Genomic DNA, 21,484 nt, shown 5'->3' on the forward strand with positions numbered 1-21,484 from the left:
AAAACAGGGTAAATCATCGGGTTTTGCTGCAAACAGTCGAGCTACTGCCGAAATTACCATGACTTTACTGCCCGGAACAGGCCTAAACAAATTTACCCGAATTGGCGAATCTGCTAACCTGCCCTCCCATCTCGAGTGAAGGTTCTGCACCTTCCGTTTTGATTTATCACCTCTTTTCGCGGACCTTCTATGACACGATTTATCTTTGTCACAGGTGGTGTTGTTTCTTCGTTGGGGAAAGGCATCGCTTCTGCATCTCTGGCTGCCATTCTGGAAGCCCGTGGCCTCAAGGTCACCATGCTCAAGCTTGACCCTTATATCAACGTTGATCCTGGCACCATGAGCCCCTTCCAGCATGGCGAGGTGTTTGTTACCGAGGACGGCGCTGAGACCGACCTGGATCTTGGCCATTACGAACGTTTTATTCGCACCACCATGTCACGTCGGAATAACTTCACCACTGGCCGCATCTACACCGATGTACTGGCCAAGGAGCGGCGTGGTGACTACCTCGGCGGTACTGTGCAGGTGATTCCGCACATTACCGATGAAATCAAGCGCCGGGTACTTGAAGGCGCTGAAGGCGCGGACATCGCGCTGGTCGAAATTGGCGGCACCGTCGGCGATATTGAATCCCAGCCGTTCCTTGAAGCGGTGCGGCAGATGAAAGTCGAGCTTGGCTCGCGCCGGGCGTTGTCTATTCACCTGACGCTGGTGCCTTATATCGCCACCGCTGGTGAGACCAAAACCAAGCCGACCCAGCACTCGGTAAAAGAGATGCGCACCATTGGCTTGCAGCCCGATGTGCTGATCTGTCGTTCCGATCACAAGATTGAAGCCTCGGCGTTACGCAAGATCGCGCTTTTTACCAACGTTGAAGAACGTGCGGTGATTCCGCTGGAAGATGCCGACACCATCTACAAGATTCCGCGTCATCTCCACGACGCCGGGCTTGATGATCTGATCGTTGAGAAATTTGATCTGTCCTGCAAGGATGCCGACCTGTCTGAGTGGGATGCCGTGGCGGATGCCAAGCTGAACCCGGAAAAGGAAGTCACCATTGCCATGGTCGGCAAGTACATGGATTTGCTGGATGCCTACAAGTCGCTGATCGAAGCGATTGATCATGCCGGTATCCAGCACCGTGCCAAGGTACATATCCGCTACATCGACGCCGAAGATGTTGAACGCAAGGGCGTTGATATTCTGGCCGGTGTGGATGCCATTCTGGTGCCTGGTGGCTTTGGTAACCGGGGTGTGGAAGGCAAGATCCGCACGGTACAGTACGCCCGCGAAAACAAGGTGCCGTATCTGGGTATCTGTTTGGGCATGCAAGTAGCCGTTATTGAATTCGCTCGTAACGTGGTTGGTTGGACGGATGCCCATTCGTCTGAGTTCAGCACCGAGACCACGCATCCTGTGGTTGGCCTGATTACTGAGTGGACAACCGCCGAAGGCACGACAGAAGTCCGTAGCGAAGCATCGGATCTGGGCGGCACCATGCGTCTGGGTGGCCAGGAATGTGTGCTGTTGCCCGATTCCACCACCTCGCAGGCCTACGGTCAGGATGTCGTACTTGAGCGTCATCGTCATCGTTACGAAGTGAACTCGTCGCTGGTGCCAGAGCTGGAAGCCGCTGGCTTGCGGATTTCCGGCCGTTCTGTTGATGGCGAGCTGGTGGAAGTGGTTGAAGTGGCTGATCATCCCTGGTTTGTCGGCTGTCAGTTCCATCCGGAGTTTACGTCGACCCCCCGTGATGGCCATGGCCTGTTTTCCGCCTTTATCAATGCAGCATTGATCCACAAAGAAAAAATATAACGACCGGCAATCCTGCCCGACTCAACGGAGTCGGGTCAGAGCATTCAATTTGCCAATTACTCATGGAGAAACCTTATGGCTAAGATCGTAGACATCAAGGCACGCGAAGTGCTGGACTCCCGCGGTAACCCGACCATCGAAGCGGACGTTACTCTTGAAGGCGGCTTTTTTGGTACCGCATGCGCTCCTTCCGGTGCATCGACAGGAACCCGTGAAGCGCTCGAACTGCGTGATGGCGACAAGAGCCGTTACCTGGGCAAGGGCGTATTGACAGCGGTTGCCAACGTCAACGACATCATCAAGCCTGCTCTGCTGGGGATGGACGCCACCGGACAGCGCGCTCTGGACGAAAAAATGCTGGAGCTGGACGGCACCGACAACAAGGCCAAGCTGGGTGCCAACGCCATTCTTGCCGTGTCTCTGGCAGCCGCCAAGGCTGCGGCTGTTGCCAAAGGTGTTGAACTGTACGAACACATTGCCGACCTGAACGGCACTTCTGGCCAGTACTCCATGCCAGTGCCGATGATGAACATCATCAACGGCGGTGAACACGCCGACAACAATGTCGATATTCAGGAATTTATGGTGCAGCCCGTGGGCGCTCCGACGTTTGCTGAAGCCCTGCGTGCCGGTGCTGAAATTTTCCACAGCCTGAAAAAAGTACTGAGCAGCAAGGGCCTGAGCACGTCTGTTGGTGATGAAGGTGGTTTTGCGCCCGATCTGGCCTCCAATGCCGATGCTTTGGCGGCTATTCAGGAAGCCGTTGCCGGAGCCGGTTATGAGCTGGGTAAAGACATTACCCTGGCGCTCGACTGTGCATCGTCTGAGTTTTATAAAGACGGCAAGTACGACCTGAAAGGCGAAGGCAAAGTTTTCAGTGCAGAAGAGTTCTCGGACTATCTGTACGACCTGTGTGAGCAGTACCCGATCGTATCTGTCGAAGATGGCCAGGACGAATCGGACTGGGCAGGCTGGAAATACCAGACTGAAAAGCTGGGTGCCAAGGTGCAGCTGGTGGGTGACGACCTGTTTGTGACCAACACCAAGATCCTCAAAGAAGGCATCGAGAAGCACATTGCCAACTCGATCCTGATCAAGTTCAACCAGATCGGTTCGCTGACCGAAACCCTGGAAGCGATCAAGATGGCGAAAGATGCCGGTTACACAGCGGTGATTTCACACCGTTCCGGCGAAACCGAAGATACCACCATTGCGGATCTGGCGGTGGGTACCTGTGCGGGCCAGATCAAGACCGGTTCGCTGTGTCGTTCTGACCGGGTTTCCAAGTACAACCGCTTGCTGCGGATTGAAGAGCAGCTGGGTGCCAAGGCCCCTTATAATGGCCTGAAAGAGATCAAGGGTCAGTAATCGACAGCTGATCAGCTAACAAAGCCGGGCCTCTGCCCGGCTTTGTGCGCCTGACTTCCGGACATGCCATGAGCACTATTACCCAGCGCGCTATGTTACTCATCGGTACACTGTTAGTACTGGTTCTCCAGTATCGCATCTGGTGGGATGACAGTGGCGTGCTGGCCAGTCGGACGCTTGAACAGCTGATTGAGCGTATTGCTGAAGATATCGACGTATTGCAGGGTCGCAACGACCAGTTGAAGCTGGAAGTGACAGACCTGCGCGATGGCAGCGCGATTCTGGAAGAAAAGGCCCGCGAAGACCTGGGCCTTGTACAGGATGGTGAAACCCTGATCCTGTTTGTTGAGCCACAACAGTGACGGTCTGGCCATTAGTTGTCGCGGCGGGTGTTGGCCGTCGTATGCAGGCCGATCGCCCGAAACAATATCTGCGTCTGAATCAGCGCCTGCTGATGGACTATACCCTCGATACCCTGCTGACCTATCCGGGCGTGACGCGTCTGGTATTGGTGCTGTCCGCACACGACCCCTATTGGCCCGCCAGTGAATTTGCCCATGATGCACGGATTCTGCGTGCCGCTGGTGGTGCGGAACGTTCTGACTCGGTATTAAATGGACTACGTACCCTACAGGCGATTGCTTCAGTGGATGACTGGGTGATGGTGCATGATGTGGCGCGTCCGTGTCTGCAACACAGCGACCTCGATGCCTTGCTGGCGCAGCTGACATTCCCCGGTGCTATTCTGGCCAGCCCGACACGAGACACCATGAAGCGTGGCCGTCTCAATGCCGCAGGACAAACTGAAATCAGCGCCACCGTTGAACGCGAACAACTCTGGCATGCCTTGACGCCGCAGGTGTTTCCGCTGGGGTTGTTGATTCGTGCGCTGGAGTTCTGCCTTGAGCAGGGCGTAGCGGTGACGGATGAAGCCTCAGCCATCGAGCACCTCGGCCATGCCCCCAGGCTGGTGGAGGGGCGGGCAGACAATATCAAGGTTACCCGCCCGGCGGATCTGGCGCTGGTGGCATTTTATTTACAGCAGGCCCGGTCTGGGCTAACCAATAAACGAGGTGGGTTGTGAGAATTGGCCACGGTTTTGACGTCCACGCTTTTGAAGATGGCGACTTTATTACTCTGGGTGGAGTCGAAATCCCTCATGATCAGGGACTCAAGGCCCACTCCGATGGTGATGTTGCCTTGCATGCGTTGGCCGATGCCCTGTTGGGCGCTGCCGCGCTGGGTGATATTGGCCAGCATTTTCCCGATACCGACGCGCAATGGGCCGGGGCCGACAGTCGTATGCTGTTGCGTCACGTGGTTTGCCTGCTGGCGGATCGGGGTTATGGAATCGGCAATGTGGATATCACGATTGTTGCCCAGGCCCCGAAAATGGCCCCCCATATTGCGCTGATGCGTCAGACGATTGCTGCTGACCTGAACGTGCGTCTGGACGATGTTAACGTCAAGGCAACCACCACTGAAAAACTGGGGTATGTCGGCCGCAAGGAAGGCATTGCGGTACATGCCGTTGCGCTGATTATGGCAACGCCCTGAGTATTGCAACGCCCTGAGTATTGCAACGAATTGACTGATCTGATTTTAAACCCATTGGCCAGGCCGACCACCGTCGCCAGCCCTGAACGTTGAGTACACCATTCATTGACTGATTCCACCCATATCCATACCACGACTGCTACTCCTGTTTTGCCATTAGCGACCGAGGGAGCCACTACATCGGTTGACTGGCCTATTGGTTGGCCTGCCGCACTCCCGGATACCGGCGCGCGCGGTGTACTCAAGTTTGTCCCGGACGATTTTGTCGTGGATGAACTGCCGCTGGCGTTGCCTCAGGGAGAGGGCGAACACATCTGGTTATGGGTCGAAAAGCGCGGTGCCAATACCGCCTGGGTGGCCGCCGAACTGGCGCGTTATGCTGGAGTTCGGGAGCTGGATGTCGGCTTTGCTGGTCTCAAGGATCGTTATGCGGTAACACGGCAGTGGTTCAGTATTTATTTCCCCAAAGGCGAAACCCCGGATTTTTTGGCTCTGCAACACGACGAGTTTCGTGTGTTACAGCAGCTGCGCCATAACAAAAAATTGCGGCGTGGTGATTTGCTCGGCAACCACTTTGAATTATTAATCCGAGCGGTGGAAGGCCCGATTGAGGCGATAGAGGCCAATCTGACGGCGATTCGTGATCACGGCTACCCCAACTACTTTGGCCCCCAGCGTTTTGGCCATGGCGGCGCTAATGTTCCCCAAGGTATTGCCATGCTGCGCCGCGAAATCCGGGTGCGGAATGCCAGCAAAAAAGGCCTGTATCTCTCGGCTGTGCGATCCTGGCTGTTTAATCAGGTGGTGGCGGCACGAGTGGTGGCCGGTGACTGGACTGTCCCGCTGGAAGGCGAGCCGCTGACCGCCAGCGGTACGACCACGGCCCCCCTGTGGGGACGTGGCCGTTCATTGTCCACGGCGCAGGCATTAGCTTTCGAAGACGCTGTGCTGGCGCCCTACACCGAAGTGCTCGACGCGCTGGAACACAGTGGCTTGAGTCAGGAACGGCGGGCGCTGGTGGTGAAGCCGGAACGGATGAGTTGGCAATGGCAACAAGCCGACGACCAGACTCCCCAATTGCGAGTCTGTTTTTCCTTGGGAGCCGGGTATTATGCGACGTCACTATTACAGGAAGTGCTGGCGGTGAGTGAGCCGGATCGCATGCTAGCGGTCGCGTCAGATGCCACCGCAGCAGGAGAAAACACATGAGCCGGTTGATGCTTTCCAATGACGATGGTGCCCATGCGCTCGGTTTGCGCACGCTGGCCAATGCCTTGCAGCAGGCGGGCTATTCGTTATCAGTAATTGCTCCCGACCGTGACCGCAGCGGCGCCAGCAATTCGCTGACCCTGGATCGCCCGCTGCATCCGGTATTGCTCGAAAACGGTTTTTATTGTGTCAACGGCACCCCGACCGACTGCGTGCACCTGGGTACCAACGCACTGTTCCGCGATCAGTGTGAACGGGTGGTGTCCGGTATTAATGCCGGTGCCAATCTCGGCGATGACGTCTTGTATTCCGGCACGGTCGCGGCGGCGATGGAAGGTCGTTTTCTCCGTAAAACCCCAGTGGCGGTATCATTGGTCGGCAAACAGCATTTTGATACCGCCGCCCGTGTGCTGGTGGAGCTGCTACCCCGGCTGGAACAGCTGCAATTGCCGCCGCATTCGGTGATCAACATCAATGTGCCAGACCGGCCGTACAGTGAATTACGGGGTCAGCGTATTACCCGTCTTGGTCATCGTCATCGTTCCGATAATCCGGTATTGGCCACCAACCCGCGTGGCAAAGAGTGTTACTGGATTTCTGCCGCAGGCGAGGTGGCAGATGCCGGGCCGGAAACCGATTTTTTTGCAGTAGAAGCAGGGTATGTTTCGATTACCCCGATCCAGATGGACATGACCCAGCACACAGCGCTGGAACATATGCAAACAGTGCTTGGCTAATGGAGGAGTGCGGTTGGATACGCAGCAACTGAGCGGAATTGGCATGACATCCCAGCGTACCCGTAATCGGCTGGTACAGCGCTTGCGGGAAGCGGGTATCAGCAATGAACAGGTACTCAGCGTGATGGCATCGACACCCAGGCATGTGTTTATCGACGAAGCCCTGGCTCACCGTGCCTATGAAGACACGGCCTTGCCGATTGGTTATGGCCAGACTATCAGCCAGCCCTATACCGTTGCCCGTATGACCGAAGAGTTGCTGGGCAACCAGCGTCGGTTGGGACGGGTACTGGAAGTTGGCACCGGTTGCGGTTATCAGTCGGCGGTATTGTCACCGCTGGTGGAGCAGCTGTTTAGTGTCGAGCGTATCGAACCGCTGTTTTCCCGCGCCAGAAACCGTCTTTACGATCTGAAATACCGTAACGTCCATTGCTCACTCTCCGACGGTAGTTGGGGCTTGCCAGACAAGGGGCCGTTTGACGGTATCCTGGTGGCAGCCGCTCCTGAACAGGTGCCTTATGCCTTACTGGAGCAACTGGTTGACGGGGGCCGCATGGTGATTCCGCTGGGCGGCGAACAGCAAAAATTGACCCTGATTTCCCGCGATGGTGACGAGTTTGTCACCCGTATCCTGGAAGATGCGTTGTTTGTCCCTTTTCTGTCCGGGGTTCAGCGTTAATTTTCTTTTTCTGTTAACAAGGATTAGTCATGCACCACCTCTGGTTGTTTCTGAAAGGTATTGCAATGGGATCGGCAGACGTCGTTCCCGGTGTATCGGGAGGTACGATTGCTTTTGTGACCGGCATTTATGATCAGTTACTGGGTTCCATTCGCAAAGTGGATGCCCAGGCGCTGGTACTGCTGTTCAAACAGGGGCCAAGGGCGGCCTGGCAACATATAAATGGTACTTTTCTAGTGGTGCTGGGGGCCGGTGTACTGACCGCATTGCTGAGCCTGGCCAAAGGTATTCACTTTTTACTGCTGCATTACCCGGTCTGGTTGTGGGCGTTTTTCTTTGGCTTGATCATCGCCTCTGTGTTTCACGTTGGCCGTGAAATCCGCCAGTGGAATGCTGTTACGCTGGTTCTGCTGGCCGCTGGAGCCGTGGTTGCTGGCTGGATCAGTATGGCATCTCCGACGTCAATTGAAGCCACGCCATTCGTGGTCTTTCTGGCGGGCAGTATCGCCATCTGTGCGATGATTCTGCCCGGTATATCGGGCAGTTTTATTTTGCTGTTGATGGGGTTGTATGAGCCGATTCTGGGGGCGCTCAAGAATCTTGACCTGGGTATTATGGCGTTGTTTGGTGCCGGTGCCGTGATCGGACTGCTTTCTTTCTCCCGTTTGCTCAGTTGGCTGCTGGCCGGCTGGCGAGAAGCCACATTTGCCGTGCTGACCGGATTTATGCTCGGTTCTCTGGTCAAGGTTTGGCCCTGGAAGGAAACCCTGTCGACCCGGCTGAACAGCAAAGGTGAAACCGTACCCTTCCTGCAGCAGAACATCCTGCCAGAGCCGGGAGCCGATCTGTTATGGGCGTTATTGCTGATGGTCGCGGGTGCGGCGCTGGTGTTGCTGCTGGAATGGGTTGCCAATCGCCAGCAAGACAATCAATTAACAGCCTGTTAACGGTATGGGTATGCGTACCCGCCGCTGATATTTGGCTGACACTTAATAAAGGAGTAGACCAGGCTGGCGGCAAGTCCAGATGAAAAATAATCCCAACTAGTAATAATTCTGATAAATAGGTTGTTCTTTTAGATCTTTTTAGAATATTAGGAGGTTATTTAATATCTTGTTGTTAGATTGGTTCAATAATGCACCTATTAACGGAAATCTGTCACTTCAGGGTGTCAAGAACCAACCGCTCAGGAAAAACCATGAAGCGCCTGACTGTTGTCACTATCGTCGCGATTGTTGCCATCACGGCTGGTTGTACGACTGGCAGTGGATTTGTGTCAGTGGAACAAAAATTTGGCAATTCTGAACGACCGGTCTATAAACAAACAGAGCGTGCCGAAAAATCGTCAGGTTTTCATATCGTCGAAAAAGGCGACACTCTTTATTCAATTGCCTGGCGTTATGGCGTGGATCATCACGACTTGGCCAAAGCTAACGGCATTACCAGTCCCTATACCATTTTTCCGGGTCAGAAAATTGACGTACGAGCAACCGCGCCTGTGGTTGTCGCGATCAAAAAACCCACTCCTTCAAAAAGTGTCAGTAAACCGGCGCCTCAGGTGTCAATTCCGCCGACACCGGTTGCCGTTCCAGTGATAACTGGTCAAAACCCGCCAGAACCTGTTGTGGAGAGTACCGAGAACGACTGGGTATGGCCGGTACCCGGCAAAATAATGGCTCAGTTCTCAACCCAAAAGCCCGTTAACAAGGGGATTGATCTGGCCGGTGCCATGGGGGAATCTGTGTCTGCAGCAGCGGCAGGAACCGTGGTGTATGCCGGTCAAGGCCTCAGGGGTTACGGCAATCTGGTGATCATCAAGCACGATGAAACCTACCTCAGTGCATACGCCCACACCAGTCGGATTCTGGTTAGCGAAAAAGAAGTTGTTAAAGCTGGACAGATAATTGCCGAAACAGGTTCTACCGGTACCGATAAAGTGAAACTTCACTTTGAGGTCCGCAAGAACGGTAAACCGGTCGACCCGCTGTTGTACTTGCCAAAACGGTAAAGTCCCAGTCGGGATTACTTACCAACCGTTCTGGCACAGTTCCTGTTTAACTATCAGGACAATAAGACAAACCAAAAGGCGGGGAAATATCATGGCGGTACAACAGCAGCGTGATGTCAACGAAAATATCCTTGATGAGCGTGACACAGCCACTTCTGGCTCAGACGATCATCAAACGGATACGGCACCAGAACGTTTTGCAGCCGACAGCTCCTACAAAGCAATGGATGCTACTCAACTTTACCTGAACGAAATCGGCTTTTCGCCGTTGTTGTCTGCGGAAGAGGAAGTGCATTACGCACGCCTGGCCCGTAAGGGTGATGAGATGGGTCGTCGACGTATGATTGAAAGTAATCTGCGTCTGGTGGTAAAGATTTCCCGTCGTTATATCAATCGTGGGCTGGCATTGCTGGATCTGATTGAAGAGGGCAACCTGGGTCTGATTCGCGCCGTGGAAAAATTTGATCCTGAACGTGGCTTTCGTTTTTCAACCTACGCTACCTGGTGGATTCGTCAGACTATCGAACGCGCCATCATGAACCAGACCCGTACCATCCGTTTGCCGATTCATGTGGTCAAGGAACTGAATGTTTACCTGCGTGCGGCACGAGAGCTGACCCAGAAGCTGGATCATGAACCGAGTGCAGAAGAGATCGCCGAACTGCTGGAAAAGCCAGTGGCCGACGTCAAGCGCATGCTCAAGCTGAATGAACGCGTTACCTCGGTTGATACGCCACTGGGGGTGTCTTCCGACAAATCCATACTGGATACCATTGCCGATGAGCGCAGTGCTGATCCAGGTGAAGAGCTGCAAAACAACGATATTCAGAACAACCTGGAGCAGTGGATTGACGAGCTGCCAGAAAAACAACGGGAAGTGCTGTCGCGCCGTTTCGGGTTGCGTGGTCATGAAACCAGTACGCTGGAAGATGTCGGTCGTGAAATTGGCCTGACTCGTGAACGCGTGCGTCAGATCCAGGTTGAGGCGTTAAAACGTCTGCGTGAAGTGATGGAAGGTCAGGGTCTGAACGCAGAAACCTTGTTTGGGGAAGCGTGACACTGATGACTCCGAGGGGGTCGGAGTCATCAGTATCGGGTTGTGCAACCCGATCACCCGTTAGTCGTACCGCCTGCGGTTAACGGGTGCTCAGTGGTTTTTTGGGCTGGGTTTTCTGGACTGGTGTTTCAGAATCGATGTTTCGGGCCTGACTGGCTCACTCAGGGCGATCCAGTTTCTGCGAGTACTTTATTGCAGTAATCACTGCAGAGTACCGCAAAAAATACTTCAGAAACGTCTCGATCAGACAGACCTCAACAAGTCAGCGTATTAACGCTCCAGCTGACCAATCTTGTTTTCAACACCATCCCATTCTTCTGCATCGGGTAGCGGTTCCTTACGCTCGGCGATGTTGGGCCATATTTCTGCCAACTCGGCGTTTAGTTCAATAAACTGTTCCTGACCTGTCGGGATTTCGTCCTCGGAATAAATCGCTTCGGCCGGACATTCCGGTTCGCATAATGCGCAGTCGATGCACTCGTCCGGGTGGATCACCAGAAAGTTGGGTCCTTCGTAAAAACAGTCGACCGGGCAAACTTCTACACAGTCGGTGTATTTGCATTTGATGCAGTTGTCGGTGACAACAAAAGGCATGGAGTATCTCCTCATATCGCGCCGGGTACAGTCAGCGCATGGCGTAATCGGTTATATACCCGAGTTCTTTGCTCAGGCTTGGGAATAATCGTTCATTCTAGGTATCCACCTGTCAGGCCGCAAGCCAAACAACCGCCCGGTGTTGCTGTGCGGCTTATTTCGTTCTTGATGGCTACTGTTGCTCATACATCAGACCAGGCGTTTCAGTTCATAGAGTAGCTCAAGTGCAGCGCGTGGCGTCAGGTTGTTCGGGTCGAGTTCGGCCAGCCGGGTTTCGACGGCCGACGGCACGCTGGCAAACATATCCGTCTGGTGGGGCGGGTCGGTGACGCCGGGTTCGACAAACCTCGGGCTGGTCGGGGGCAAGCTGCCCTGTTCCAGTTTCTGCAGTTGAATACGAGCATTTTGAATAACGGTAGCAGGCACACCGGCCAGCTGCGCGACCTGCAAACCATAACTCTGACTGGCCGGGCCATCCTCGACCGAATGCAGGAAGATAATCCGGTCGTCGTGTTCAGTGGCCTTGAGGTGCACATTCACGACCCGATGATGGGATTCCGGCAACGCCGTCATTTCAAAGTAGTGGGTAGCAAACAGCGTGTAGGCAGCGGTTTTTTCCGCCAGATGAGCGGCACTGGCCCAGGCCAGTGACAGGCCATCAAAGGTACTGGTGCCACGCCCGACTTCATCCATCAGCACCAGGCTGTTGGCGGTGGCATTGTGCAGGATGTTGGCGGTTTCGGTCATCTCGACCATAAAGGTGGAGCGACCACCGGCGACATCGTCAGCCGAACCCATGCGGGTAAAAATACGGTCAACCGTGGTAAGGGTACACTGGTCAGCGGGTACAAAACTGCCGATATGGGCGAGCAGTACAATCACCGCTACCTGACGCATGTAGGTTGATTTACCGCCCATGTTGGGGCCGGTGATGATCTGCATTTTGCGGCTGTCATCCAGACGGGTGTCGTTGGCAACAAAAGGGTCGTCGATCAGGGCTTCGACAACCGGATGGCGGCCCTGGCGAATATCAATCACGGCGTCACTGGTCAGGGTTGGGCAAGTCAGTCTCAGGGTGTCGGCGCGTTCACTCAGATTCACCAGAACATCCAGCTGCGACAGTGCCGCCGCGCAGGTTTGCAGCCCCGGCAGCTGCAGCCCCAGATCCACGACCAGTTGATCGTAGAGGTGTTTTTCCCGGCTCAGGGAACGGCTTTTGGCGCTCAGTGCCTTGTCTTCAAAGGTTTTTAATTCCGGGGTGATAAAACGCTCGGCGTTTTTTAACGTCTGGCGGCGGATGTATTCGGTCGGTGCATCGGCGGCCTGGGCCTTGCTGATCTCGATGTAGTAGCCGTGCACCCGGTTGTAACCGACTTTCAAGGTGCTGATACCACTGCGTTCACGCTCGCGGGTTTCCAGTTGCAGCAGGAAATCACCGGCGTTTTCGCTCAGGCTGCGTAACTCATCCAGCTCGTCATCATAGCCAGTAGCAATGACGCCACCGTCCCGAATCACCACTGGCGGGTTGTCGATAATAGCGGCCTGCAGCCGTTCCACCCACTGGGGGAATTCCTGAATCTCGCTCCATAACTGCCGGGCCAGCAGGCTGTCGATGGGTTCCAGCAGGGTTCTGACGGCGGGTAATACCGACAAGGCATCACGCAGGCGGGCAAGGTCACGAGGACGGGCCGACCCCAGCGCTACACGGGACAGAATCCGTTCGATGTCACCAATCTGGCGCAACAGCGGTTGCTGATCCTGCCAGGCACCGGTCTCTAACAGCTGTTTGATCAGGGTCTGGCGCTGCTCCAGCAAGGTGAGGTTACGGATCGGGCGATTAAGCCAGCGCTTGAGCAGACGGCTGCCCATGGCGGTGGCGGTTTTATCCATGATCCAGGCCAGGGTGTGGCTGCTTTCACCCTGCTGGTTAATGTCGATTTCGAGATTTCGGCGGCTGGCCGGGTCGATCACAATGGCATCGTCCGACAATTCGACCTGTAAAGAACGAACGTGAGGCAGGTCATTACGCTGGGTTTCTCGGGCGTAATGCAACAGTGCTCCGGCAGCCCGTACCGCCAGCGTCATGCCCTCGCAGCCAAAGCCCCGCAAGTCTTTGGTTTTTAGCTGCTGGGTCAGCAAACGAAAGGCGCTGTCGGAGTCAAAATGCCAGGGTGCCTGACTGCGTGCCCCGGCACGTTCGTTCACCCCTGCCGGCAGCGGCTGGTCTTCGGCATAGAGCAGTTCAGCCGGCCGCAGCCGCTCGATCTCGGCCAGCAACTCGGCTTCCGAGGCTACTTCCAGTACTGAAAATCGCCCGGTGGATATTTCCAGCACCGAGATGCCATAAGCGTCCTGGTGGCGGCAGACGGCGGCAATCAGGTTGTCGGCGCGTTCATCCAGATAGGCTTCGTCGGTCAGGGTGCCGGGGGTGATTACCCGCACCACCTTGCGTTCGACCGGGCCTTTGCTGGTGGCCGGGTCGCCAATCTGTTCGGCAATGGCGATCGACACACCCTGCTTGACCAGCCGGGCGATGTAGTTATCGGCAGCATGATAGGGCACACCGGCCATGGGAATCGGTTTACCTTCACTTTGACCACGTGCCGTCAGAGTGATGTCCAGCAGTTGCGCGGCCTTCCTGGCGTCGTCAAAAAACAGTTCGTAGAAGTCCCCCATGCGGTAAAACAGGATGGTGTCCGGGAACTCGGATTTGATCCGCAAATACTGCGTCATCATCGGGGTTTGAGCGGGTTTTGAGTCTTTTTTTACTGTGGCTTGCATACGCACCGAGGACAATAAGGAATTAGGGGATGTTCTAGGGGGCGTTCTCAATTAGTTAACGCGTCCTGTTATGGAGAAAAAATCCATCAGGCAAGGCGTTGAACGCAGAGAATGGTGGGCCCTTTTCAAGTTCAACAACACCGCATGATGGATCTTTAACCATAACCCTTCGGGCTGAGGCCAGTTGACTCCAGAACGGTGTTATTCGTCGCTTATTGAGCACGCCCTGTTTATTAAACACAGGAGGCACTCCTCATGGCTTGTTCTGAAGCCAACGGGCTCTCAGCAGATCCGATTGACCAATTGAGAACGCCCCCTAGACATAGAGCGGGTAAGGTTACCAAACCACTCTCAACTAGGACACCCATCAAGATACCGTTCGCGGTAACAGCTGCCCTGTTGTCTGGTAGGAAGCACCAATGATGGAACGTAACCACTGGCTGGCCTTGTCGGACTCGCTGCTGGCGTGCCAGTACAGGTAGGAGTCCACTTCCGGTGCCGCAAACGGTGCCCGGCAGATTTGATGTTGCGTCGGGTCGAAGTGATGACTGATCAGACTCTCCGCCACCGTCATCAGCAGGTTCGACTGCCGTACCAGCTCCAGTCCGGTCGTGATTTGCTGGCAGCGTGCCACCACCCGGCGACTGATGCCCTGGCGGGCCAGCATCAGGTCTTCAACACCGTGACCTTCCGGTCGCGACGATACCAGCAAGTGCTGCTGGGCAAGATAACGGTCGATATCGATCTGTCCGGCGTTAATCGCCGGGTGATCACGCCGGGCCACCACCACAATCGGGGTGCTGGACAAATGCTGGCGACAGATGGTGTCAGGCAGGGATAGAAACACATCAATCGCGACGCTGAGTTTACCACTGGTCAGTTCAGCGGCCAGATTGTTACGGTCGAACTGTACCGATGACAGCCCGGCAGAGGGAGCGTGCTGAGTGATCTGACGCATCAATGGTGGGAAAAAAGCACCTTCCATCAAGGGCCGCATACCAATTACAAAATGCTGATTGGCGGTCTGGGGGTCAAACCCTTCCAGGTCACTGAGAGAGGATTCCAGCAGTTGCAACGCCTGGCGTACGGGATAAATCAGTTTTTGGGCAACCTGGGTGGGTGCCAGTTTCTGGCCGTTGCGTACAAATAACGGATCGCCCACACGATCGCGCAAGCGAGACAAGGCATGGCTGACACTGGGCTGGGTCAGATGCAGTACCTCTGCCGCACGGGTCACGCTGCCCTGGGTATAGATGCAGTCAAACACCACCAACAGATTCAGATCGGTTCGGTAAATATGCATGCGGACTCCCGGCTGTCAGATACATGTGATTTATCTATAGATGATCATGCTAACTATTGATTTTACATATGTATTGGCGGAGCACACTATCAATTCACACCCAATCTGATTCAGGAGCCTGGCTGTGACCACGTCTGCACCAATCACAACTTCGATGGATGCTGCACCGTTTGATCTCGTGCGACTGACAGACTATCTGCGTCAGTATCTGGACTGTGGGCCTGAAGGGGCCACCGCAGAGCTGACGCCGATTGCTGGCGGATTTTCCAATCCAACATTTTTTCTCAAATACTCCGACAGCGCTGACTATGTGCTGCGCAAGAAGCCCGCTGGTGACTTGCTGCCATCGGCCCATGCCATCGACCGTGAATACCGGGTTATGGCGGCGCTGGAGCATACCGACGTGCCAGTACCTAAAATGCTGCATTACTGCGAGGACGACAGCCTGGTGGGAACGCCGTTCTACATTATGGAACGGGTGCCAGGACGGGTATTACACGACAGCACCTTGCCGGGCATGAGTGCGGAAGAACGCGGTCAGTATTACGCCGCCATGAACGCCGCCCTGGCGAAACTACACGCAGTGGATTTTCGTGCCGTCGGGCTGGAAGGTTTTGGTCGCGAAGGTGGTTTTATCGAGCGCCAGATTCGGCGCTGGAGTGCTCAGTACGACAAAAGCGGCAGCTCGGTGGCAGAGATCGAAGCGCTGGGGCAGTGGCTGGCAGACAACCTGCCAGACGACGATGTCACCACCATCGTCCATGGTGATTTTCGCCTGGGCAACCTGATGTTCCACCCGGACAAGCCGGAAGTGGTGGCGGTGCTGGACTGGGAACTGTCGACCCTGGGCCACCCGATGTCGGATCTTGGTTACAACCTGATGGTGTGGAAAATGCGCGGTGACGAATTTCACGGCATAGCCGATCAGGACTTTGCTGCCTGTGGCATCCCGGTGTTTGACGACTATATACAGGCATATTTCGACAATCGCGCTATCAGTAACAACTTTAACCCCTTCTATCTGGCTTTTTCCTTCTTCCGGCTGGCGGTAATTTTCGACGGCGTATTAAGCCGAGGTGGCGGTGACCCGGAGGCACATCCGGGCGTGGACATCAGCCGCTTGCACCATGTTTTTGCCGGTATCGGCTTGCAAGTTGCCCACGGCCAGCTGTAACCGACGCGGCAAGCGTCACCAGACAACTCAATTGACGACAGGACATCATTATGGATTTTGCCTACAACCAGACCACCCAAGAGCTGGCACAGAAGCTCAACAACTTTATGGATGACCACGTGATTCCGCGCAATGCGCAGTTTCTGCGGGAATTCCATGACAATGGCTACCACATATCCTTTCTGGACGATCTGAAAGCGCTGGCCAAATCCGAAGGCCTGTGGAACCTGTTTTTGCCGCACTTGCGTGACGGCGAACCGGGCACGCGTCTGACCAATATGGAATACGCTCCGCTGGCCGAAATTATGGGCCGCATGACTTGGGCTTCCGAAGTATTTAACTGCTCCGCCCCGGATACTGGCAACATGGAGTTGTTGCACATGTTCGGCACCGACGAGCAAAAATCCCAATGGCTGGAGCCCTTGTTGAGTGGCGCGATTCGCTCCTGTTTTGCCATGACCGAGCCCGATGTCGCGTCATCCGATGCCACCAACGTGACCACGCTGATTCAGCGTGACGGCGAAGATTATGTCATTAACGGTCGCAAGTGGTTTATTACCGGAGCGCTGAACCCGAACTGCAAAGTCGCGATCGTGATGGGCAAAACCGATCCCAACGCCGATGTGCATAGTCAGCAAAGCATGATTCTGGTGCCGATGAACACACCAGGGCTGACCGTGGTACGTGATCTGTCGGTGATGAATCACCACAGCTACGAAACCCATTGCGAGCTGCTGTTCAAGAACGTCCGCGTGCCCGCCAGTCATTTGCTGGGTGAAGAAGGTTCCGGTTTTGCCCTGGCTCAGGCGCGCCTCGGGCCGGGTCGGATTCACCATTGCATGCGTTGCATCGGCCAGGCTCAGTTGGCACTGGACTTGATGGCGGAACGTTCACTGGAACGTAAAACCTTTGGTCAGTACCTGCATGAACAGGGTGTGATACGTGAATTCCTGGCCGAATCCATGTACGAAATTGAACAGGCCCGCCTGCTGGTATTAAAAGCGGCCTGGTTGATTGATCAGGGTGGTGCCAAGCTGGCGCGTAACGAAATTGCCATGATCAAGGTGGCTGTGCCACGGATGCAATTGAAAGTGGTTGACCGTGCCATGCAGGTATTTGGTGGGATGGGTCTATCGCCGGATACACCACTGCCGGAACTGTGGACCATGGGCCGCGCCCTGCGTATCGCCGATGGCCCGGATGAAGTGCACCTGCGTTCGATTGCCCGTGGTGCCATCAAAAAAGCCAAGGATAGTTATGGTCAGGCGGCCCGTTTCCTGACCCCGCCGGATCGTGCCGAAGAACGTGATGCCCGTCTGGATTTGCCGTTTGACTACGGCTTGGCCAGCGCCGATGAGGCTGAAATGGTATGACAGCCTCGCCCCTTGAACCTGTGCGGCAGACCCTGGTGCGGGATGCCGCCCAGCTCAAGCATGCGGACAGCTGGCAGCAACAGTCGATAATGGCTTTGCCAAAGCAGCTAACGGCAGCGGATCGGCAGGGGTTTGAAGATATTCGCAAGGTCGCTGTGATTGGTGCCGGAGCCATGGGGCGCTGCATCGCCATTGCCTTGGCCCGGTTGGGCAAACAGGTGACTCTGGTCGATGCGGACGCCGATTCCCTTGACCTCGCCCAGCGCTTTATTGACCAGTATCTTGCCAGTCAGCAGATACGTGGCCAACTGGATGAAAATGCCGCAGCGCAGCTGCAATCCTGTTTTGAATTCTCGGTCGAGCTGGCCAGTATTACCGGGTCAGGCCTGGTGGTAGAAGCGGTGCCGGAGATACTCGAACTGAAACAGCAGGTGATGCAAGCCATCGAGGCGCTGGTCGCTGATGACTGTGTGCTGGCAACCAATACCTCGACGCTGGATATGGATGCCATTGCCGCTGCGGTTAACCATCCTGAACGGGTGATCGGTACGCATTTTTTTATCCCTGCACACATTACCCGGTTGCTGGAAATTGTACCCGCGCAAACCACCTCGGCGGCGGTGACAGGGCTGATCAAAGCCATGGCGCTGGCGTTGGGCAAAGTGTTTGTGGTGGCGGGCAACTGTGACGGTTTTATTGGCAATCGCCTGTTTGACCGCTTTCACCAGGAGGCCATGTATTTGCTGGAAGAAGGCGCAACCCCGGCGCAGGTGGATCGGGTGCTGGAAGACTGGGGCATGGCGATTGGCCCGCTGCGGGCACTGGATATGGTGGGCAACGACATCCCCTGGATGGTGCGCTGTCAGCGTCAGCAGCGTACTCCCGATATCCTGCAGCCTCGGATCGGTGATGCTCTGTGCGAACAGGGCCGTTATGGACAGAAAACCGGTTCCGGCTGGTATTGCTACGAAGCCGGTTCCCGCACCGCCCTGCCCAGTGCCGAGACCGATGCGCTGTTGCAACAAGTGTCTGCCGAGCTGGGACATACGCGTCGGGACATCAGTAATGACGAAATACTGGGGCGCTGCATTCTGGCGCTGGTGAACGAAGGCTGTGCCATTGTGCGGCAAGGTTTTGCCAGTGGGCCGGTGGATATCGACCTGGCATTTGTTAATGGCTACGGTTTCCCGGCCGCCGCCGGAGGGCCGATGTATCTGGCTGAGCAACTGGGGCTGAGTCAGCTGGTTGGAGAAATGCGCCAATATCAGCGTTACGCCAGCCACGGCAAGGTGCTGTGGGAACCGGATGAATTGATCAGCCGTCAGGCCCAGCGGGGTGGCTCGTTGTTGGCACGAGTGGTTTTTATGAGCGACGCCTGAAGGCCTGGCGCGCTGGTCGGGCACGCACCATCAAGCACTATCCAGCCCCATCAATAAAATAAAACGCCAACCTATAAAAATATAAAATCAATCACTATAGAGCAGGTACTCCTATGTTTGATCTCTCTGGTAAAACCGCGCTGATTACCGGCGGCTCTCGTGGGCTGGGGTTACAAATTGCCGCAGCCTACCTGCAACAGGGCGCACGGGTGATTCTGACCGCCCGCAAGGCCGCCGAGTTGGAAGAAGCCAAAACGGAACTGCTGCCCGTCGCCAAGGGTGATGCCAGCCGTATCCTGAGCTGCGTCAGCGACTTGCAGGATCTGGATGCCATTCCGGCCATGGTCGAGCAGTTACTGGCCGAGGTCGGCAGCATTGACATTCTGGTCAACAATGCTGGCACCAGTTGGGCCGCGCCGATGGAGGAGCATCCGCTGGAAGCCTGGAACAAGGTCATGACGCTGAATATTACCGCGCCCTTTGTCCTGACCCGTGAAATCGGACGTCAGTGCATGATTGCCCGGCGTTACGGCAAGATCATTAATATCGCCTCTATTGGTGGTCTGAGCGGCAACCCCCCAGGGCTGAATATGAATACCATCGGCTACAACACCTCCAAGGCTGCAATGATCAACTTCACCAAGGCGCTGGCCAGCGAGTGGGGCAAGTACAACATCAATGTGAATGCTCTGTGCCCCGGTTTTTTCCAGTCGAAACTGTCGGCCAAGCTGCTGGCAAGTATCTCCGATCAGGTGCTGCCTGCGGTTCCCTTGCAGCGATTTGGTGCTGAAACCGACCTCCAGGGCCCGGCCGTATTTTTTGCTGCCGATGCCTCCTGCCATGTAACCGGCACCGCACTGGCCGTCGACGGTGGCGTGACCTGCGCATGAGCCGGGTGAGCCCAAATGGTTTGCGGCTGTTACCCCTGCCACCAGTGCATCCGCACAAAGGCGAGCCATTACTGCGGCGTATCCTGATTACCAACGATGATGGCTACGATGCCCCCGGTATTCAGTTGTTGGCGGAACTGGCGGCGGAACTGGCGGAAGAAGTCTGGATTGTGGCTCCGGCAACAGACCAGAGCGGCACCGCCCAGAGTGTGTCGTTACACCAGCCGATTCGTTGTAAACCCCTGGCTGAACGTCACTTTGCGGTGCGTGGTACGCCTTCGGATTGTGTCTTGCTGGGGGCGTTTCATTTGATGCCGGAAAAACCGGATCTGCTGCTGTCGGGCATCAACCAGGGCATCAATATGGCCGATACCGTGGGCTTCTCCGGCACCTTGGGAGCGGCGCTGACCGCCAGTCTGTTTGATATACCGGCCATTGCTCTGAGTCAGGCCTGGAAAGATCGCCACAAGATCCACTGGGATACGCCGCGTCGTTATACCGGGGCGCTGATTCGCCAGTTGCTGACTGAGCCGCTCCCTGGCGGTATGGTCACCAACATCAACTTTCCATCGGTAGCACCGCAGCAGGTCAGCGGCATAGCCAACGCCAGCATGAATGGTCAGTCGCTGACCGGAGCCGGTGTTGACCAACGGCTCGACCAGCGCCAGCAGGATTACTTCTGGTTGTCGTTCCAGCATCATTACCGGGCAGTATCTGACCCGAACAGCGATGTAAATGCACTGCGAGAGCGTGCTATCTCAGTGTCGTTTATCGAGCGCCAATTAGCACAGGGCCTGAACCCGGAGCTGTTCAGCCGCTTCGGTCAGGCTGGTTGACGCCGCATCAATGCGGCACACTCCTTGGTGCTGTAAAGACCGATCCATACCGACTGTGAAAACTGACCCTGGAGACTGACTATGTCCGAGCCGATATCGAAGCCGATGTCCGAGCCAATTCCTGCCTCACCGCGCACTCCCTTGCACCGTCGCAATATCGATGTGCAGGGCTATTTACGTGAAGACGGGCTGTGGGAAATAGAAGGCGTACTGGAAGATACCAAGGGTTATGACATTGAACTGTTTGACCGTGGCCGGATTGAGGTTGGCGGATTTCTGCATCGTATGAGGCTGACCCTGATCATCAACGACCAACTGCAGATACTGGACGCTCGTGCCACCATGTATCACACACCGTATCAGGACTGCCCCGGTGCGGCGCAGCAATATCAGGCGCTGGTCGGGCTGCACATTGGCAAGGGCTGGCTGGCCGACGCCCGCAAGGCGGTGGGGCGGTTAAGTGGCTGTACCCATCTGACCGAAATGTTGCCAGTGTTGGCGACCGCCGCGATGCAGACCATTCGTGGTTATCACCTCAGCCATACCGCAGGGTACAGCAACGGCAGCGAGGAACGTAAAGCGGTACTGAACACCTGTTATGGTTTTCGGCCCGGAGGCCGGGCGCAGATTCATCTGTGGCCAGAAGAATAGTGGCCATAAGAAGAGTAGCCAGAAGAAGAGTAGCAGGAGACAAATAGTGGCCGGAGAAAAATGGTAGCTG

The 21,484-nt window shown here is 55.6% G+C and carries 20 protein-coding genes; 17 read left to right on the forward strand and 3 right to left on the reverse strand.

All coding sequences use genetic code 11. From position 1 onward, the window contains the following. Positions 1-189 precede the first annotated feature (189 nt). From SOJ49_RS03865 to rpoS, 11 genes are all read left to right on the forward strand, one after another. A complete protein-coding gene (locus SOJ49_RS03865; RefSeq protein ID WP_369856913.1) occupies positions 190-1,818 on the forward strand; it encodes a CTP synthase in 1,629 nt (542 codons plus the stop codon). Positions 1,819-1,893: 75 nt separating this feature from the next. Next, positions 1,894-3,186 carry a phosphopyruvate hydratase gene (gene eno, locus SOJ49_RS03870; protein WP_369856914.1) on the forward strand — a complete coding sequence of 431 codons (1,293 nt, stop codon included), beginning with the start codon at positions 1,894-1,896 and terminating at the stop codon, positions 3,184-3,186. A gap of 68 nt (positions 3,187-3,254) precedes the next feature. Continuing rightward, the gene (locus SOJ49_RS03875; protein ID WP_369856915.1) at positions 3,255-3,548 is read left to right on the forward strand and encodes a septum formation initiator family protein; all 294 of its coding nucleotides are present in this window, start codon (positions 3,255-3,257) and stop codon (positions 3,546-3,548) included. Continuing rightward, positions 3,545-4,270, forward strand: a complete 726-nt coding sequence (ispD, locus tag SOJ49_RS03880; RefSeq protein ID WP_369856916.1) for a 2-C-methyl-D-erythritol 4-phosphate cytidylyltransferase — start codon at positions 3,545-3,547, stop codon at positions 4,268-4,270. The genes SOJ49_RS03875 and ispD overlap by 4 nt, the downstream gene beginning before the upstream one ends. Next, the gene (gene ispF / locus SOJ49_RS03885; protein ID WP_369856917.1) at positions 4,267-4,743 is read left to right on the forward strand and encodes a 2-C-methyl-D-erythritol 2,4-cyclodiphosphate synthase; all 477 of its coding nucleotides are present in this window, start codon (positions 4,267-4,269) and stop codon (positions 4,741-4,743) included. The genes ispD and ispF overlap by 4 nt, the downstream gene beginning before the upstream one ends. Before the next feature lie 105 nt (positions 4,744-4,848). Further along, on the forward strand, positions 4,849-5,952 hold the full coding sequence (gene truD / locus SOJ49_RS03890) for a tRNA pseudouridine(13) synthase TruD (RefSeq protein ID WP_369856918.1): 1,104 nt from the start codon (positions 4,849-4,851) through the stop codon (positions 5,950-5,952). Then, the gene (gene surE / locus SOJ49_RS03895) at positions 5,949-6,689 is read left to right on the forward strand and encodes a 5'/3'-nucleotidase SurE (RefSeq protein WP_369856919.1); all 741 of its coding nucleotides are present in this window, start codon (positions 5,949-5,951) and stop codon (positions 6,687-6,689) included. Before truD ends, surE (SOJ49_RS03895) begins: the two co-directional genes overlap by 4 nt. A gap of 43 nt (positions 6,690-6,732) precedes the next feature. Further along, positions 6,733-7,368: a protein-L-isoaspartate(D-aspartate) O-methyltransferase gene (locus SOJ49_RS03900; RefSeq protein ID WP_369856920.1), complete on the forward strand. Its 636-nt coding sequence runs from the start codon at positions 6,733-6,735 to the stop codon at positions 7,366-7,368. A 29-nt stretch (positions 7,369-7,397) separates the two neighbouring features. Then, positions 7,398-8,315: a DUF368 domain-containing protein gene (locus SOJ49_RS03905; protein WP_369856921.1), complete on the forward strand. Its 918-nt coding sequence runs from the start codon at positions 7,398-7,400 to the stop codon at positions 8,313-8,315. Positions 8,316-8,566: 251 nt separating this feature from the next. Beyond that, the gene (locus SOJ49_RS03910) at positions 8,567-9,376 is read left to right on the forward strand and encodes a peptidoglycan DD-metalloendopeptidase family protein (protein ID WP_369856922.1); all 810 of its coding nucleotides are present in this window, start codon (positions 8,567-8,569) and stop codon (positions 9,374-9,376) included. 91 nt (positions 9,377-9,467) lie between these two features. Continuing rightward, positions 9,468-10,433: an RNA polymerase sigma factor RpoS gene (gene rpoS / locus SOJ49_RS03915; protein ID WP_369856923.1), complete on the forward strand. Its 966-nt coding sequence runs from the start codon at positions 9,468-9,470 to the stop codon at positions 10,431-10,433. A gap of 270 nt (positions 10,434-10,703) precedes the next feature. On the opposite strand, the gene fdxA is transcribed toward rpoS, so the two are convergent. From fdxA to SOJ49_RS03930, 3 genes are all read right to left on the reverse strand, one after another. Then, entirely contained in the window at positions 10,704-11,027 is a 324-nt protein-coding gene (gene fdxA, locus SOJ49_RS03920) for a ferredoxin FdxA (RefSeq protein ID WP_369856924.1), read from the reverse strand. A 189-nt stretch (positions 11,028-11,216) separates the two neighbouring features. Beyond that, complete coding sequence (gene mutS / locus SOJ49_RS03925; RefSeq protein ID WP_369856925.1) at positions 11,217-13,763, reverse strand: DNA mismatch repair protein MutS; 2,547 nt, start codon at positions 13,761-13,763, stop codon at positions 11,217-11,219. 412 nt (positions 13,764-14,175) lie between these two features. Further along, a complete protein-coding gene (locus SOJ49_RS03930) occupies positions 14,176-15,111 on the reverse strand; it encodes a LysR family transcriptional regulator (protein ID WP_369856926.1) in 936 nt (311 codons plus the stop codon). A gap of 124 nt (positions 15,112-15,235) precedes the next feature. Between SOJ49_RS03930 and SOJ49_RS03935 the strand changes: the two genes are divergently transcribed. The 6 genes from SOJ49_RS03935 (at position 15,236) to SOJ49_RS03960 (ending at position 21,414) form a co-directional block, all read left to right on the forward strand. Further along, the gene (locus SOJ49_RS03935) at positions 15,236-16,285 is read left to right on the forward strand and encodes a phosphotransferase family protein (protein ID WP_369856927.1); all 1,050 of its coding nucleotides are present in this window, start codon (positions 15,236-15,238) and stop codon (positions 16,283-16,285) included. A gap of 50 nt (positions 16,286-16,335) precedes the next feature. Then, on the forward strand, positions 16,336-17,658 hold the full coding sequence (locus SOJ49_RS03940) for an acyl-CoA dehydrogenase family protein (RefSeq protein ID WP_369856928.1): 1,323 nt from the start codon (positions 16,336-16,338) through the stop codon (positions 17,656-17,658). After that, positions 17,655-19,037 (forward strand): 3-hydroxyacyl-CoA dehydrogenase NAD-binding domain-containing protein, encoded by a 1,383-nt coding sequence (locus SOJ49_RS03945; RefSeq protein WP_369856929.1) that lies wholly within the window; start codon positions 17,655-17,657, stop codon positions 19,035-19,037. Before SOJ49_RS03940 ends, SOJ49_RS03945 begins: the two co-directional genes overlap by 4 nt. Positions 19,038-19,150: 113 nt before the next feature. Then, entirely contained in the window at positions 19,151-19,927 is a 777-nt protein-coding gene (locus SOJ49_RS03950) for an SDR family oxidoreductase (protein ID WP_369856930.1), read from the forward strand. Further along, complete coding sequence (gene surE / locus SOJ49_RS03955; protein WP_369856931.1) at positions 19,924-20,763, forward strand: 5'/3'-nucleotidase SurE; 840 nt, start codon at positions 19,924-19,926, stop codon at positions 20,761-20,763. The genes SOJ49_RS03950 and surE (SOJ49_RS03955) overlap by 4 nt, the downstream gene beginning before the upstream one ends. 81 nt (positions 20,764-20,844) lie before the next feature. Continuing rightward, a complete protein-coding gene (locus tag SOJ49_RS03960) occupies positions 20,845-21,414 on the forward strand; it encodes a DUF2889 domain-containing protein (RefSeq protein WP_369856932.1) in 570 nt (189 codons plus the stop codon). Positions 21,415-21,484: the final 70 nt, after the last annotated feature.

Source organism: Candidatus Thalassolituus haligoni (assembly GCF_041222825.1).
Classification (GTDB): domain Bacteria; phylum Pseudomonadota; class Gammaproteobacteria; order Pseudomonadales; family Oceanobacteraceae; genus Oceanobacter; species Oceanobacter antarcticus.

Bases quoted from the DNA above. Each gene is read 5' to 3' on its own strand.
- SOJ49_RS03865 (WP_369856913.1), top strand. From the start codon at position 190: ATGACACGATTTATCTTTGTCACAGGTGGTGTTGTTTCTTCGTTGGGG.
- eno (WP_369856914.1), top strand. From the start codon at position 1,894: ATGGCTAAGATCGTAGACATCAAGGCACGCGAAGTGCTGGACTCCCGC.
- SOJ49_RS03875 (WP_369856915.1), top strand. From the start codon at position 3,255: ATGAGCACTATTACCCAGCGCGCTATGTTACTCATCGGTACACTGTTA.
- surE (WP_369856919.1), top strand. From the start codon at position 5,949: ATGAGCCGGTTGATGCTTTCCAATGACGATGGTGCCCATGCGCTCGGT.
- SOJ49_RS03900 (WP_369856920.1), top strand. From the start codon at position 6,733: ATGACATCCCAGCGTACCCGTAATCGGCTGGTACAGCGCTTGCGGGAA.
- SOJ49_RS03905 (WP_369856921.1), top strand. From the start codon at position 7,398: ATGCACCACCTCTGGTTGTTTCTGAAAGGTATTGCAATGGGATCGGCA.
- SOJ49_RS03910 (WP_369856922.1), top strand. From the start codon at position 8,567: ATGAAGCGCCTGACTGTTGTCACTATCGTCGCGATTGTTGCCATCACG.
- rpoS (WP_369856923.1), top strand. From the start codon at position 9,468: ATGGCGGTACAACAGCAGCGTGATGTCAACGAAAATATCCTTGATGAG.
- fdxA (WP_369856924.1), bottom strand. From the start codon at position 11,027: ATGCCTTTTGTTGTCACCGACAACTGCATCAAATGCAAATACACCGAC.
- mutS (WP_369856925.1), bottom strand. From the start codon at position 13,763: ATGATGACGCAGTATTTGCGGATCAAATCCGAGTTCCCGGACACCATC.
- SOJ49_RS03930 (WP_369856926.1), bottom strand. From the start codon at position 15,111: ATGCATATTTACCGAACCGATCTGAATCTGTTGGTGGTGTTTGACTGC.
- SOJ49_RS03940 (WP_369856928.1), top strand. From the start codon at position 16,336: ATGGATTTTGCCTACAACCAGACCACCCAAGAGCTGGCACAGAAGCTC.
- SOJ49_RS03945 (WP_369856929.1), top strand. From the start codon at position 17,655: ATGACAGCCTCGCCCCTTGAACCTGTGCGGCAGACCCTGGTGCGGGAT.
- SOJ49_RS03950 (WP_369856930.1), top strand. From the start codon at position 19,151: ATGTTTGATCTCTCTGGTAAAACCGCGCTGATTACCGGCGGCTCTCGT.
- surE (WP_369856931.1), top strand. From the start codon at position 19,924: ATGAGCCGGGTGAGCCCAAATGGTTTGCGGCTGTTACCCCTGCCACCA.
- SOJ49_RS03960 (WP_369856932.1), top strand. From the start codon at position 20,845: ATGTCCGAGCCGATATCGAAGCCGATGTCCGAGCCAATTCCTGCCTCA.